Source organism: Dokdonella ginsengisoli (assembly GCF_042652785.1).
Taxonomy (GTDB): domain Bacteria; phylum Pseudomonadota; class Gammaproteobacteria; order Xanthomonadales; family Rhodanobacteraceae; genus Dokdonella_A; species Dokdonella_A ginsengisoli.
The window spans coordinates 144,007-158,863 of record NZ_JBHSHD010000016.1; the positions used below are offsets into that span (position 1 = coordinate 144,007).

The 14,857-nt window shown below is 69.4% G+C and carries 13 protein-coding genes; 10 read left to right on the plus strand and 3 right to left on the minus strand.

The window, feature by feature from the left end:
• Positions 1–157 precede the first annotated feature (157 nt).
• Positions 158–982, plus strand: a complete 825-nt coding sequence (gene thiD / locus ACFO6Q_RS18545; RefSeq protein ID WP_380022612.1) for a bifunctional hydroxymethylpyrimidine kinase/phosphomethylpyrimidine kinase — start codon at positions 158–160, stop codon at positions 980–982.
• A gap of 53 nt (positions 983–1,035) precedes the next feature.
• On the opposite strand, the gene ACFO6Q_RS18550 is transcribed toward thiD, so the two are convergent.
• A complete protein-coding gene (locus ACFO6Q_RS18550; RefSeq protein WP_380022613.1) occupies positions 1,036–2,049 on the minus strand; it encodes an isocitrate dehydrogenase in 1,014 nt (337 codons plus the stop codon).
• 244 nt (positions 2,050–2,293) lie between these two features.
• On the opposite strand from ACFO6Q_RS18550, the gene ACFO6Q_RS18555 reads away from it, so the two are divergent.
• Positions 2,294–3,385, plus strand: coding sequence for a hypothetical protein (locus ACFO6Q_RS18555; RefSeq protein ID WP_380022614.1), 1,092 nt, complete (start codon positions 2,294–2,296; stop codon positions 3,383–3,385).
• On the opposite strand, the gene ACFO6Q_RS18560 is transcribed toward ACFO6Q_RS18555, so the two are convergent.
• Both ACFO6Q_RS18560 and grxC read right to left on the minus strand, forming a co-directional pair.
• Positions 3,382–3,759 (minus strand): carboxymuconolactone decarboxylase family protein, encoded by a 378-nt coding sequence (locus tag ACFO6Q_RS18560; RefSeq protein WP_380022615.1) that lies wholly within the window; start codon positions 3,757–3,759, stop codon positions 3,382–3,384. The genes ACFO6Q_RS18555 and ACFO6Q_RS18560 overlap by 4 nt on opposite strands.
• Positions 3,756–4,019, minus strand: a complete 264-nt coding sequence (gene grxC, locus ACFO6Q_RS18565) for a glutaredoxin 3 (RefSeq protein WP_380022616.1) — start codon at positions 4,017–4,019, stop codon at positions 3,756–3,758. The genes ACFO6Q_RS18560 and grxC overlap by 4 nt, the downstream gene beginning before the upstream one ends.
• A gap of 180 nt (positions 4,020–4,199) precedes the next feature.
• Here grxC and ACFO6Q_RS18570 point away from each other — a divergent pair, with 180 nt between their 5' ends.
• The 8 genes from ACFO6Q_RS18570 (at position 4,200) to lpxH (ending at position 14,611) form a co-directional block, all read left to right on the plus strand.
• Positions 4,200–5,966, plus strand: a complete 1,767-nt coding sequence (locus ACFO6Q_RS18570) for a M48 family metalloprotease (protein ID WP_380022617.1) — start codon at positions 4,200–4,202, stop codon at positions 5,964–5,966.
• A gap of 156 nt (positions 5,967–6,122) precedes the next feature.
• Positions 6,123–6,812 carry a phosphate regulon transcriptional regulator PhoB gene (gene phoB, locus ACFO6Q_RS18575; protein WP_291185122.1) on the plus strand — a complete coding sequence of 230 codons (690 nt, stop codon included), beginning with the start codon at positions 6,123–6,125 and terminating at the stop codon, positions 6,810–6,812.
• Positions 6,813–6,915: 103 nt separating this feature from the next.
• Complete coding sequence (gene phoR, locus ACFO6Q_RS18580; RefSeq protein WP_380022618.1) at positions 6,916–8,229, plus strand: phosphate regulon sensor histidine kinase PhoR; 1,314 nt, start codon at positions 6,916–6,918, stop codon at positions 8,227–8,229.
• Positions 8,226–9,167, plus strand: coding sequence for a PstS family phosphate ABC transporter substrate-binding protein (locus ACFO6Q_RS18585; protein WP_380022619.1), 942 nt, complete (start codon positions 8,226–8,228; stop codon positions 9,165–9,167). Before phoR ends, ACFO6Q_RS18585 begins: the two co-directional genes overlap by 4 nt.
• Before the next feature lie 11 nt (positions 9,168–9,178).
• A complete protein-coding gene (ppk1, locus tag ACFO6Q_RS18590; protein WP_380022620.1) occupies positions 9,179–11,257 on the plus strand; it encodes a polyphosphate kinase 1 in 2,079 nt (692 codons plus the stop codon).
• Positions 11,258–11,396: 139 nt separating this feature from the next.
• Positions 11,397–12,905, plus strand: coding sequence for an exopolyphosphatase (gene ppx, locus ACFO6Q_RS18595; RefSeq protein ID WP_380022700.1), 1,509 nt, complete (start codon positions 11,397–11,399; stop codon positions 12,903–12,905).
• A gap of 151 nt (positions 12,906–13,056) precedes the next feature.
• A complete protein-coding gene (locus ACFO6Q_RS18600; RefSeq protein ID WP_380022621.1) occupies positions 13,057–13,758 on the plus strand; it encodes a peptidylprolyl isomerase in 702 nt (233 codons plus the stop codon).
• A gap of 127 nt (positions 13,759–13,885) precedes the next feature.
• Positions 13,886–14,611: a UDP-2,3-diacylglucosamine diphosphatase gene (gene lpxH / locus ACFO6Q_RS18605; RefSeq protein WP_380022622.1), complete on the plus strand. Its 726-nt coding sequence runs from the start codon at positions 13,886–13,888 to the stop codon at positions 14,609–14,611.
• The last annotated feature ends 246 nt before the right edge of the window (positions 14,612–14,857 follow it).

The following is a 14,857-nucleotide window of genomic DNA, read 5'->3' on the forward strand; positions in this document are numbered from 1 at the left end:
CCCGTAAACTGCAGTGGTTGAAAGGAATGTGGTGTAATTCGCGGCGATTTTGGCGAAAAAGCAACACTTGTCAAGCGCACGGTCGCCGATTTTGGCGCGCAGATGCGTGAATCTCCGGCGCTTTCCCGCCGACCGCCCTCACTCGAGCGAAAGACTGTTGCAGAAAAACAACTCTCCTGCCAGCCCCGGGCGCAAATCCCCGCCGATCGCCCTGACGATCGCCGGTTCCGATTCGGGCGGCGGCGCCGGCATCCAGGCTGACCTGCGCACGTTCGCCGCTTTCGGCGTGCACGGACTCAGCGCGATCACCGCGGTCACCGCCCAGAACACACTTGGAGTGGATGCCGTGCACCGGTTGCCCGCGCCGATGCTGGGCGCGCAGCTGCAAGCGGTGTTCGCCGATTTCCGCATCGGCGCGGTGAAGATCGGCATGCTCGCCAGCGCGAACCTGGCACGCGAGACCGCCAGGGTGCTGCACGCGCATCCGCGCGTCCCCGTGGTGCTCGATCCGGTGCTGATCGCCACGACCGGCGCCGCGCTCGCACGCGAGGATCTGGTCGAATCGATGCGGCGGCACCTGTTCGCGCGCGCGGACCTGCTGACCCCGAACATTCCCGAGGCCCAAACCCTGATCGGACACCGCATCCGCGACCGGGACGGCATGCACGCCGCCGCCGCCACGCTGCTCGAGCACGGCGCACGTGCGGTGCTGCTCAAGGGAGGCCATCTGCACGGCGGCGAAGTCGCCGATCTGCTGCTCACACGCGAGGGCGAACACTGGTTCCACCAGCGTCGCATCCGCGGCGAGAGCCACGGTACCGGCTGCAGCCTGGCCGCGGCGATCGCCGCCGGCCTGGCCTGCGGGCACGCGCTCGAAGCGGCGGTCGAACAGGCGATCGGCTTCGTGCACGCCGCCCTGGCGGCCGGCTACCGGCCCGGTCGCGGGCGTCTGCGCGTGCTCGATCATCTCGGCGCGCGCTGAAGCGCGCGCTTCTGCCCGGCGAGGCCCGGCCGCAGTCGGGCCGGGGGAAATCGTCAGCCGCCCAGCCGCGAAATCAGCGCGTCGGCGAACGACTGCGTGGTGCCGGTGCCACCGAGATCCGGCGTGACGCGGTCGCGCGCGGCCAGTGTGTCGCGGATCGCCGTGCGCAGGCGAGCCGCTTCGGCCGCACGGCCGAGATGGTCGAGCATCTGCGCTGCGCCGAGCAGCAGCGCGCAGGGATTGGCGATGCCCTTGCCGGCGATGTCCGGCGCCGATCCGTGCACCGCCTCGAAGATCGCCGCATCGGCGCCGATGTTGGCGCCCGGCGCCAGGCCCAGTCCTCCGACCAGGCCTGCGCACAGGTCGGAAATGATGTCGCCGAACAGGTTGGTGGTGACGATCACGTCGAACTGCTCCGGCCGCATCACCAGCTGCATGCAGGTGTTGTCGACGATCATCTCGTTGCACTGGATCTCCGGGTATTGCGCGGCCACCTCGCGCGCCACCTTCAGGAACAGGCCCGAGGTGGACTTGAGGATGTTGGCCTTGTGCACCACGGTGACCTTCTTGCGGCCTTCGCGGCGCGCGAGGTCGAAGGCGTAGCGCACGATGCGCTCCGAGCCCCGGCGCGTGATCTTCTGCACCAGCGTCGCGGTGGCGCCGTCCTCGGATACCTGCTGGCCTTCGCCGGCGTACGCGCCTTCGGTGTTCTCGCGCACGGTGATCAGGTCGACGTTCTCCGGGAAGCGTGACCGCGTGTTCGGGAACGAGATCGCCGGACGCACGTTCGCGTAGAGGTCGAACTGGCGCCGCAGCTGCACGTTGATCGAACTGAAGCCCTCACCGACCGGCGTGGTCAGCGGGCTCTTCAGCGCGACGCGGTGCCTGGCGATCGCATCCAGCGTCGCCTGCGGCAGCAACTCGCCGGTCTTCTGCTGCGCGGCGAGGCCGGCGTCGACGAAGTCGTAGGAAAAGCCGAGCTGCAGCGCCTCGAGTACGCGCAGGGTGGCTTCCATGATCTCCGGGCCGATGCCGTCGCCGGGAATCACTGCAATGGTCGTGCTCATCGAAAACGTCTCCTGGAACGCGGCGGGGCGTCGCGCCGACCGGCGCACGCGGGCCGACCGCGCGCACCCAGCCGCATGGTGAAAGGAAAGGCATCGGAACCGCTGCCCGACGTGACGATCGGATGACAGCAACCGGACCGAAAGCCTTGCGCGACAAGGGCTTCGGAAGATCCGACTTGCCGGCGCCGGCGAGGGCGCGCATTATCCACCAATGCTGTCGATTCGTAAAAGAACGCGGGTTGCCGTGGCCGGGCTCGCCGCCTTGGCCTGCGCCTTCGTCTGCGCCGCTCCTGCGGGCGCGGCGGGGTTGAACGCCGCCGATCTGCGCGTAGTGCTGGAACAGCCGGCGTCGGCTTCCACGCATCACTCCCCGCAGTTGAGCGTCGCCGGCCGCGCTCCGGCGCTGTGCGTTCCCGCCGTCGCCAGCCTGAGTGTGGACGACACCGACCTGAACGTCATCCTGAAGCCGACCAGCGCTACCAGCTGCGGCTCGAAGAGCCTGATGCCGTTCTACTCACGCCTCGATCCGGTGACGACCGCCTCGGCGCGGATCCTGCCGGGCCAGATCTACCGCACGCGCATCTACGCCACCGAACACGGCACGCAGAGCCTGGTTTCCTTCGGCCTGCTCGACACCAGCACCGCGACGTCGGCGCCGCTGCCGGAAAGCGGACTGTGGTGGTCCGAAGCCAGCGCCGAAACCGGCGCGGCGGCTGCGGGCACCGGCGCCAGCATCGAAATGCAGGGCGACCGCCTCGCCGTCGGCGTATTCGGTTTCGGCGAAACCGGCGCGGCGACCTGGTACTTCGGCACCGGACAGCGCGCCGGCCACGTCGCGCGCGTGCCGCTGGTGCAGCTCGCCAACGGCGATCCGGCGTTCGCTCCGATCGGCAACCAGCCCGAAGCCCAGCCGGGGCCGCGCATCGAACTCGAATTCCTTTCTCCGAGCCGCGCGCGGGCCTATCTCGTGCGCAGCGAAAAGGGACGCGACGTCGAAGTCCGCCCTCTGCTGCTGTCACGTTCGCGCTTCGCCACCGGTCCGGTCGGCGCCAACTGGAGCGGCCAGTGGGTGCTGGTGGTCGACGACGGCGGCTCGCCGCGCACGTTCGACTTCGCGGCCGCGGGCAGCCAGGACGCGGAGAATTTCCATCTGGCCGACAGCTCAGGCGACGCGCGCCTGGACTGCCGCCTGGCGAGCGGCACGGAACACCCGGAAATCTGTTCCCTGTCCGCCGCCTCAGCAACGCTGGCCGATTTCGATCAGGTCGGCCTCGACCGCCTGTCCGGCCGCGCCAACGGCGGCGCGCACGCGACGCTGATGCGCGTTCCGCACTAGCCCGCGGCCGGCTCCTCGCCGCCGTCGGGCGTCGCGAGCGTCTGGTCGAGGAAATCGACCGCCCGGCGCAGATGCGGAATCACGATCGAGCCGCCGACGACCAGTCCCACGCTGAACACCTCGAAGAACTCGTCCTCGCTGACCCCCGCCTGCGCGCATTGCGCGACGTGGTAGCTGATGCAGTCGTCGCAGCGCAGCACCAGCGAGGCGACCAGACCGAGCATTTCCTTGGTCTTCACGTCGAGCGCGCCGGCCTTGTAGGTCTGCGTGTCGAGGGCGAAGAAGCGCCGCACGACCTGGTTGTCCTGCGCCAGGATGCGCTCGTTCATGCGCTGGCGGAAGGCGGTGAATTCGGCGATGCGGTCGTCGCTCATCGTGCGCCCTCCGCGATCGCGCCGAGCCGGCCCGCCCGATCCGCGGCGACCAGATCGTCGTAGCCGCCGACGTGCGTCTGGCCGATGAAGATCTGCGGCACGCTGCGACGGCCGTGGCTGCGCGTGAGCATTTCCTCGCGGCGCGCGGAGTCGAGATCGACGCGGATTTCCTCGTAGTCGAACCCGCGCTGGCGCAGGAAATTCTTCGCCGCCACGCAATACGGGCAGACGGCCGTCGTGTAGATTTCGACGCGATTCATCGCGGCATTCCGGAAGCGATTGGGATGCACGCAGATTGGGGTGTCCGCCGCCCGCTTGCAAGGTCGGCCCGCCCTCCCCACCTGTGCATGAACCGGCGCCGAGCGGGTTCGCCGCTTCGGTAGCCGCGGGAACCTGCGCGCGCTAATCTGGTCCCAGCAACCGTCCTTTCCGGTGTGGTCATGCGTTTCTCCCGTGGTCTCTCCCTGCTGGCCGCCGCCTGCGTCGCGACGCTGGCCGGCGCGCGCGAACCCGACGTCCGCCTGCCGGACATCGGCAGCTCGGCCGCGGGCATGGTGTCGCCGCAGGACATGTACGACTACGGCTCGGGAGCGCTGCAGGAAATGCGCTCCTACGGCATGGTGCTCGACGACGCCCTGTTGAACGACTACCTCACCGGGCTCGGCTACCGGCTGGTGTCCAACAGCGAGCACCCGAATCTGCGCTTCACGTTCTTCATCATGAACGACGAGCAGATCAATGCGTTCGCGATGCCCGGCGGCTTCGTCGCGGCGAACGCGGGACTGATCACCGCGATGCAGCGCGAGGACGAGCTCGCCGGCGTGCTCGCGCACGAAATCTCGCACGTCGAGCAGCAGCACATCCTGCGCGCGTTCGAGGACACGACGAAGATGTCGATCCCGATCATGCTCGCGATGCTCGGCGTGATGATCGCGGCGGCCGGTCGCTCCGACGATGCGGCGCCCGCCGCGATGGCGGCCGGCACATCGCTGATGCAGCAGCGGCAGATCAATTTCACGCGCAGCGAGGAAGCCGAAGCCGACCGTTTCGGCATCCAGATCCTGTCCCGCTCCGGCTTCGACCCGAACGCGATGGCGAGTGCGTTCCAGGCCCTGCAGCGGGTCATGCGCGTGAACGGCGTGGACATCCCGGAGTTCCTGCTCGACCACCCGCTCGACACCAAGCGCATCGCCGAGGCGCGCGACCGCGCCGCGCAGCTCGGCTGCCCGGCCGAACCGCAGCTGCGCCCGAACCGGGTTTCGCTGCCGTCGACGGCCTCGCTGAATCTCGACCTCGCCGTGCCGGGCCAGCGCAACGACGACGCGGCCGACGCGATCGACGAAGCGAGCGCGATCGCCGCCAGCGAAGCGGCGACGACGAAGGTGGAGAAGAAATCCGACGATCCCAAGGCGCTGCCGCAAGTGTCGGTGACGGCCTGCGTCTCGCGCGGGCCGGCCGTGCAGGGCTATTTCGAACTGATGCGCGAGCGCGCCCGCGTGCTGAGCGCGAGATCGCGCACCGCCGTGCGTGCGTACTACGCCAACAACCTGCGCGACGATCCCGCGTTCGACACGATCGCGAACCGCTACGGCTACGCGCTCGCGCTGGCACGCAGCGGGGACACGGCGACGGCCATCGCCCAATCGCGCAAGCTGGCCGAGCGCCATCCGGATTCCGCTCCGCTGGGCCTGGCTCTGGCCGGGGCACTCGACCTGGCCGGCGACAAGGCCGCCGCGCTGAAGACCTACGAGCGTCTGCATTCGGATTTTCTCGGCAATCGCGCGGTGACGCTGTCCTACGCCGACGCGCTGCTCGGCCAGGCCGACGAGCGTAACGCCAAGCGCGCGCTGGAACTGCTGCGGCCGATGATCGCCCGCTACAGCGACGATCCGGACCTGCAGAAGAGCTTCGGCCGCGCCAACCAGCTCGCCGGCGACAAGGTGCGCGCCGCCGAGGCCTACGCGGAGGCGGCGTACCTGACCGGCCACGCCGAGGACGCGCTGAACCAGCTGAAGGCCCTGTCCAAGCAGACCGACCTCACCTACTACCAGCGCAGCCGCATCGACGCGCGCATCACGCAGCTGACGCCGACCGTGCTGGAGCTGCGCAAGCGGCGCTCGCCGAGCTCCGACTCGCCCAATTCGATGGCCCCGGCGCTGTCCTGCTGCGAGCCGTCGCGCCTGCAGATCCGCGTCGGAAAGCCCTGAAGGTGTAATATTTCCGCAACACGAATGCGCCGGCCCGCGCCGCTTCCGGGCCTCCCGGTCGCGACCGACGGAGCCGCTGTCATTCGCGCGTAACAAAATACGGCTGCAATGATGGCGTCATAAAGCGCACTGTCTGCGCTGTCCTGCGGTGCCGATGTGCAGAAACATATCCTGATCGTCGAAGACGAGACCGCGATCCGCGACATGGTCGCGTTTGCCTTGCGCAAGGCCGGCATGGAAGCGATGCACGCGGCCGACGCGCGGGCCGCGCAGACCGCCATCGGAGAGCGCGTGCCCGACCTGATCCTGCTCGACTGGATGCTGCCGGGAATGAGTGGCATCGACCTGGCGCGCCGGCTGCGCAAGGACGACCTGACCCGCGAAGTGCCGATCATCATGCTGACCGCGCGCGGCGAGGAAACCGACCGCGTCGGCGGCCTCGACGCCGGCGTCGACGATTACGTGGTGAAGCCGTTCTCCACGCGCGAGCTGCTCGCGCGCATTCGCGCGGTCATGCGCCGCACGCACGGCGAGGATTCGGAAGGCGTGGTCGAACTGGGCGGCCTGCGCATCGACAGTGCCGCGCACCGCGTGTTCTCCGGCGACCAGCCGGTGCACATCGGCCCGACCGAGTACCGCCTGCTGCACTTCTTCATGACGCACGCCGAGCGTGTCTACTCGCGCGGCCAGCTGCTCGACCACGTGTGGGGCGGCGGCGTCTACGTCGAGGAGCGCACGGTCGACGTGCACATCCGCCGCCTGCGCAAGACGCTGGAACCGTTCGGCCGCGATGCCCTGGTGCAGACCGTGCGCGGCGCCGGCTATCGTTTCTCGACCAGCGTGTGACGGTGCGTCGCGACGAATCCTTCATGCGCAAGGCGAATTCCCGCTCCGTGACCGCCGCCGCTTTCGCGCCGCGTCGCGAAGCGTCCCGGCGGAGGTCGTTCCGATGCCTTCGCGTCTAGGCCGCGCCTGGCGTTCCAGCCTGTGGCGGGTCGCCGCCGTGCTGCTGGTCGCGCTGGCGATCGGCGGCTGGCTGCACGCGATTCCGCAGGCCCTGCTGGTCGCGCTCGCCGCCTGCTTCGCCTACGGCGTGTTCCGGCTCGCCCGCCTGTGCCGGATCCTGACCGACGTGCGCCACGTGCCCGCCGCCGAGGGCAGCGGCCTGTGGGACGAGGTGCAGAACCTGCTGCGCCGGCGCCAGCGTGACGCGTTCGAGGAGAAGCGCCGCCTGGTGCATCTGCTGCGCGAATTCCGCAACGCCGCCGCGGCGCTGCCGGATGCGGTGGTCGTGCTCGATCGCGAACGCCGCATCCTCTGGTTCAACACGGCGGCGGGCAGCCTGCTCGGCCTGAAGTACCCGCAGGACATCGGCGGACCGCTGACCAATCTGGTGCGCGCGCCGCGCTTCGCCGAATGGCTGCGCAGCGAACCGGCCGAACCCCTGCTCGACCTGGCCGCGCCGAGCGACGAGAACCTGCGCCTGAACCTGCGCCTGATCCGCTACGCTGACGAACAGTCGCTGCTGATCGCGCGCGACGTCAGCCAGCTGATGCGGCTCGAACAGGTGCGCCGCGATTTCGTCGCCAACGTCTCGCACGAACTGCGCACGCCGCTGACCGTCGTGCACGGCTACCTCGACATGATCGAGCCGGAGAGCATGCCCGAGTACGAGCCGATCCTGCACGAGCTGCGCAACCAGTCGCGCCGGATGACGCAGATCGTCGAGGACCTGCTGACCCTGTCGCGGCTCGAGGCGCAGAGCGACCTGCCGCAGGAGCGGGTCAGCCTGCGCTCGCTGCTCGAAGCGCTGCGCCGGGAAGCGGTCGCGCTGAGCCAGGGCGAGCACACGGTGACCACCGAGCTGCGCGGCCGTCACGACCTGCTCGGCTCGACCAAGGAGCTGCACAGCGCGTTCTCCAACCTGGTCAGCAACGCCGTGCGCTACACGCCGGCCGGCGGCCGCATCACGCTGCGCTGGGAAAGCAGCGAGCGCGGCGCGCGCCTGTCGGTGATCGACACCGGCCCCGGCATTTCGCCGCAGCATCTGCCGCGGCTGACCGAACGCTTCTACCGCATCTCGACGAGCCGCTCGCGCGACACCGGCGGCACGGGCCTGGGCCTGTCGATCGTCAAGCACGTGCTGCAGCTGCATCAGGCGCGGCTGGAGATCAGCAGCGAGCTGGGCGTCGGCAGCACGTTCAGCTGCGTGTTCGGCGGCGAGCGCCTGCTCGAACCGCTGGCGCTGGCGGAGACGACGTGAGCCGGACCGCGGCATTCGCCTGCGCGGCGGCGGTGCTGTTCGCGCTGTGCACCTCTCCCGCCGGCGCGGCCGACGCGCTGACGGGCCGCCTCACCGGCGTCGGCTCGGACACCGCCAGCGCGCTGGTGGCGCGCTGGGCTGACGCGTTCCGCGCCGAACATCCGCGCGTGCAGGTCCAGGTGCAGGCCGCCGGCTCGGCCAGCGCCCCGACCGCGCTGGTCGAAGGCGCCGCGGATTTCGGCTCGATGAGCCGGCCGATGAGCGAGACGGAGAACGCCGCGTTCCACGCCCGCTACGGCTACGACCCGACCCGCGTGGTGGTGGCGCACGACGCGATCGCGGTGTTCGTGCATCCGGAAAATCCGCTGGAGCGCATCACGCTGGCGCAGCTGGACGCCATCTATTCGGCCGACCGTCGCTGCGGCGCTGCGGTGCCGGTGCGCGAGTGGCGCGATCTGGGCGTCGCCGCCGATCCGGCACTGGCCGCCGCACGCGTGCTGGCCAGCGGCCGCAACGAAGCCTCGGGCACCTACGAGGTGTTCCGCGAAGGCGCGCTGTGCCGCGGGAATTACCGCGCCGACGTCGTCGCCTGGCCCGGCAACGGCGCGGTCGTGGCGACCGTCGCGACCCATCGCGAAGCGATCGGCTACGCCGGCCTGGGCTACGTCACCGGACTGGTCAAGCCGCTGGCGCTCGCCCGCGGCGACGGCGACGAGGCGGTCACCCCGGATCGCGCAGCTGTCACGCAAGGCCGATATCCTCTCTCGCGCGCCCTGTATCTGTACGTGAATCGCCCGCCGGGCAGTGCGCTGGCGGATCTGCCGGCCGCCTTCCTCGCCTACGCACTGTCCGACGCGGGACAGGCGCTCGCGCAACGCGAGGGATTCACGCCGTTGCAAGCCAACGAGCGCGCCGCCCAGCGCGCCCTCCTCGAATGAACGAGCCCGCCATGAATCGCGACGTGCCGCAGCAGAACCTCAAAGACCCCGCTCTGTACCTCAATCGCGAGCTGGCCCAGCTCGAATTCAATTTCCGCGTGCTGGCGCAGGCCGAGGACGCGAACGTGCCGCTGCTCGAGCGGCTGCGCTATCTGTGCATCTCGTGCACGAACCTCGACGAATTCTTCGAGGTGCGCGTCGCCGTCCTGCGCGAGCAGCTGAGCCTCAACGAGACGCGTCCCGGTCCCGACGCGCTGCCGCCGGCGGAAGTGCTCGCGCGCATCCGCGACCGCGCACTGACCCTGGTCAAGGCCCAGTACGACTTCTGGAACGCGACCCTGCTGCCGGAACTCGACCGCGAAGGCGTGCGCTTCTCCAAGCGCGACGGCTGGACGGCGAAACAGCGCCGCTGGCTGCAGGGCTACTTCCGCAACGAGATCCTGCCGGTGCTGTCGCCGCTCGGGCTCGACCCGGCGCATCCGTTTCCGCGCATCCTCAACAAGAGCCTGAACCTCGCCGTCGTGCTGAAGGGCCGCGACGCGTTCGGCCGCGAAGGCCACATGGCGCTGGTGCGCGCGCCGCGCTCGCTGCCGCGCATCATCCGCATGCCGGCCGAGGTCGCCGAATCGGCCTACGACTTCGTGTTCCTGTCCAGCGTGCTGCACGAATTCATGGACGAGCTGTTCCCGGGCATGCAGGTGAAGGGCTCGTACCAGTTCCGCGTGACGCGCAACAGCGAGCTGGTCGTCGACGAGGACGAAGTGGAGAACATCGCGCTGGCGCTGCGCGACGAGCTGAAGGGCCGCGGCTTCGCCAAGCCGGTGCGGCTGGAGGTCGCCGACAACTGTCCGAAGGCGATCGCCGACATGCTGACGCACAACTTCGAGCTCAGCGATTCGGAGGTCTACCGTTGCGAGGGACCGGTCAACGTCAGCCGCGTCAGTGCGGTCTACGACCAGATCGACCGGCCGGACCTGAAATTCCCGCCGTTCACGCCGCGCGTGCTGCCCGCCGTGCTGGAGGAGCAGAGCCTGTTCGAGGCGATCCGCGAACGCGACATCCTGCTGCACCATCCGTTCGAATCGTTCAACGCGGTGGTCGAGCTGCTGCGCGAGGCGAGCGTGGATCCCGACGTGCTGGCGATCAAGCAGACGCTGTACCGCGTCGGCAGCGCCTCGCCGCTGGTCGACCACCTGATCGAGGCCGCGCGCCAGGGCAAGGACGTCACCGTCGTCGTCGAGCTGCGCGCGCGGTTCGACGAGGAAGCGAACCTGCGCCTGGCCAACCGCCTGCAGGAAGCCGGCGTACAGGTCGTCTACGGCGTGGTCGGCTACAAGACGCACGCCAAGATGCTGCTGATCGTGCGCCGCGAACAGGGCGCCCTGCGCCGCTACTGCCACCTGTCGACCGGCAACTACCACCAGATCACCTCGCGCATCTACACCGACTTCGGCCTGATGACCGCGAACCCGACGATCGGCGAAGACGCGCATCTGCTGTTCCTGCAGCTGTCCGGACTCGGTCCGATCATCCAGCTCAAGTGTCTGCTGCACTCGCCGTTCACGCTGCACAAGGGCCTGATGGAGAAGATCGAGCGCGAGATCGCGCACGCCGCCGCCGGCAAGCCGGCGCGCATCATCGCGAAGATGAACGCGCTCAACGAGGAGCGCGTGGTCGAGCAGCTGTATCGTGCCTCGCAGGCCGGCGTGCAGATCGACCTGATCGTGCGCGGCGCCTGCACGCTGCGGCCCGGCATCGCCGGCGTGTCGGAGAACATCCGCGTGCGCTCGATCGTCGGCCGCTTCCTCGAGCACAGCCGCGTGTACTGGTTCCAGAACGACGAGCAGCCGGAGATCTACTGTTCCAGCGCCGACTGGATGGAGCGCAACCTGCTGCGCCGGATCGAGACCTGCTTCCCGATCCTCGACCCGGCGCTGGCGCAACGCGTGTTCGACGAATCGCTGGCCAACTATCTCGCCGACAACACGCAGGCGTGGACGCTGGAGGCGGACGGCAGCTACGCGCACATGTCGCCCGGTGACGCTCCGCCGCATTCGGCGCAGCAGACGCTTCTGTCCGAACTGACCTGAGGGGCAGCGCTTGCCGGCTTCCCCTTCCCGCCCCCGCAAGTCGGCGACGGCGTCGCGGCCGGTCCGGAAAGCGGCGGCGGACATGCGACAATCCGGCTTCCCGACACGAGCGCATCCGGTGACGACTGCCAGCCAAGAAATGCGGGACGGCGACACGCTGGCGGCGGTCGACCTCGGGTCGAACAGCTTCCACCTCGTCGTCGCGCGCTACGAGCACGGCAGCCTGCGCCTGATCGATCGCCTGCGCGACAGCGTGCGCATGGCGCTGGGTCTGCGCGCCGACGGCAGCCTCGCGCCGGAACGCCGCGAACGAGCGCTGGCCTGCCTGGCGCGTTTCGGGCAGCGGCTGCGTGCGCTGCCGCCCGAACGCGTGCGTGCGGTCGCGACGAACACCGTGCGGCGCCTGGCCAATCCGCAGAGTTTCCTGCTGCCGGCCGAGACGGCGCTGGGGCATCCCATCGAAGTCGTCAGCGGCCGCGAGGAAGCGCGACTGATCTATCTCGGCGTCGCGCACGACCTGGCCGTGACGAAGCAGCGCCGGCTCGTCGTCGACATCGGCGGCGGCAGTACCGAGTTCATCATCGGACAGGGGTACGAGGCGCTGGAGACCGAAAGCCTGCAGATGGGCTGCATCGCCAGCACTCTGCGCTTCTTCGACGACGGCAAGTTCACCGCCAAGCGCTGGCGCCAGGCGCAGACCGAGATCGCCGTGGAGCTGCAGCAGTTCGCCGCCGACTACAAGGCGCGCGGCTGGGGCGAAGCGGTGGGATCGTCGGGCACCGCCAAGGCGATCGGCGCGATCGTGCAGGCCAACGGCTGGAGCGAACAGGGCATCACCCCGGTAGCGCTGGCGCGCCTGCGCGACGCGATCCTCGAAGCCGGCAGCGTGGAGAATCTGCGCCTGGCCGGCCTCGCCGAGGAACGTGCGCCGGTGCTCGCCGGCGGCGTGGCGATCATGGAGGCGATCTTCGAGACCTTCTCGCTCGAGCACATGGCGACCTGCGAGACCGCGATGCGCGAAGGCCTCCTGTACGACATGGTCGGGCGCGCGATGCATGGCGACCCGCGCGCGGGCAGCATCGCCGCGCTGGCCTCGCGCTACGGCGTCGACCGCGCGCAGGCCGCGCGCGTGCGGCATGCCGCGATCGCGCTGTTCGAACAGGTCGAGGAAGCCTGGCAGCTCGGCTCGCTCGACCGCGACCTGCTCGGCTGGGCCGCCGACGTCCACGAGATCGGTCTGGCGATCGCGCACAGCCTGCACCACATCCACGGCGCCTACATCGTCGCCAACTCCGATCTCGCCGGCTTCAGCCGCCAGGGCCAGCAGGCGCTGGCGGCGATCATCCGCTCGCATCGACGCAAGCCCGACCGCGATGCGCTGGACGCCCTGCCCGAGCGCCTGCGCCGCCCGGCGCGCCGCCTGACCGCCCTGCTGCGACTGGCGGCGCTGCTGGAGCGCCCGCGCACGACCGAGGCGCTGCCGCCGCTGCACCTCGAGGTCGAGGACAAGACCCTGCGCCTGGACCTGCCCGAGGACTGGCTGGCGCAGCATCCGCTGACACGGGCCGATCTCGAGCAGGAGCGTGACTACTTCAAGATCCTGGACCTGAAGCTGCACGTGCGCTCGCTGGAGCAGGCGGCCGCCTAGGACGGCCCACGCGGCGCGGCCGGTTGCGGCGCGCGCTGCGGAAAACCGCGCTTCGGCTCACGACCGGTTGCCGTGGCCGGCATGACGCGTGCCGCCGTAGCGCCTATCATTCGCGGTCGTATTTCCCCTCATCCGACATCCGGAGGTTTCCGTGCTGAAACGCGCGCTGTTCCTGCTCGCCCTGCTCGTTCCCGCCTACACGCTCGCGCAGAACGCGCCGGCACCTGCCAGCAAGCCGGCCGCGGCCAAGAGCGAGGCCAAGCCCGCCGCCAAGACCGCCAAACCGGCGGCGAAGCCGGCCAAGACGCCGGCCAAGACCGCCGAGAAGCCGGCCGCCGCCGAAGCCGCGGCGAACTCGAACAAGGTGCTGATCAAGACCAGCCTCGGCGACATCACGGTCGAGCTGTACCCGGACAAGTCGCCCAAGTCGGTGGAGAACTTCCTCGGCTACGTGAAGAGCGGCTTCTACGACGGCACCGTGTTCCACCGCGTCATCGAAGGCTTCATGATCCAGGGCGGCGGCTTCACCAAGGATCTGCGCCAGAAGCCGACCAAGGCGCCGATTCCGATCGAGTCGAAGAACGGCCTGAGCAACCTGCGCGGCACCGTGTCGATGGCGCGCACGATGGATCCGAACTCCGCGACAGCGCAGTTCTTCATCAACACCGTCGACAACCCGCGCCTGGACTACGTCAGCGACGCAAATCCCGGCTATGCGGTGTACGGCAAGGTCATCGCCGGCCTCGAGGTGGTGGACAAGATCAAGGCCGTGCCGACCGGCCCGCAGGGGCCGTTCCGCAGCGACGTGCCGACCACGGCCATCGTGATCGAGAAGGTCAGCCTGGTACCGTAAGTTCCGCGGACGTTCTGCTGGCGGGGCGCGACTTCGGTCGCGCCTCGTCTTGCGCCACCCGCGGCTGCGGGCATCGGCGCAATGGATGCCGACCTGCCCCGCTCGTGACGTCGGATAGAATTCCGGCATGACGACGCTGTTCATTTCCGACCTGCATCTGGACCCGAGCCGGCCGCACATCACGCGCCTGTTCGTCGACTTCGTGCGCACCGAAGCCTCCCGCGCGAGTGCCCTCTACATCCTCGGCGACCTGTTCGAGGCCTGGATCGGCGACGACACCGACGACGACACCGCGGTCCAGGTCGCCAGCGCGCTCGCTGGGCTGCGCGCGCAGGGCGTGCCCTGCTTCTACGTCCACGGCAACCGCGATTTCCTGCTCGGTGACGCCTACGCGCGACGCGCGCGCATGACGCTGCTGCCCGACGCCAGCGTGATCGACATCGAGGGCGAGCGCGTCCTGCTGATGCACGGAGACACCCTGTGCACGGACGACGCGGCCTACCAGGCGTTCCGGTCGCAGTCCCGCTCCCCTGCCTGGCAACGCGCCTTCCTGCATCGCCCGATCGCCGAACGGCAGGCCTTCGCCGCCCAGGCCCGCGCCGAGAGCCAGCGCTACACGCGCTCGGTGGACGACGCGATCACCGACGTCAACGCCGATGCCGTCGTGCAGGCACTACGCACGCACGACGTGCGGCGCCTGGTCCACGGCCACACCCATCGCCCGGCCGTGCACCGGCTCGCCGACGGCGAGCGTTCCTGCGAACGCATCGTGCTCGGCGACTGGTACGAACAGGGCAGCGTGTTGCGAGCCGAAGCGGGCATCTGGGATCTGGCTGCGCTCGGCGATCACTGACTGGCCCGTTTGCGCCCGGCGCTCCCGGAAACGCCGATGGCACCCGCAGGACGGTACCGGCAAGCCCTTGATCCCAAAGCTCGACCTAGGGTTCGGCACAGCGGCATTGGCGGAAAATCGGCGTACAATTCCGCGCAAACAGAGGGGTTATCGTCATGCTCGGACTACGGAAATCGCCTGATCGGGGCTCGATTCGGTGGTGGCCGGCGGCAACATGGGGAGCGGCACTTTCCCTGTCGCTGGCAG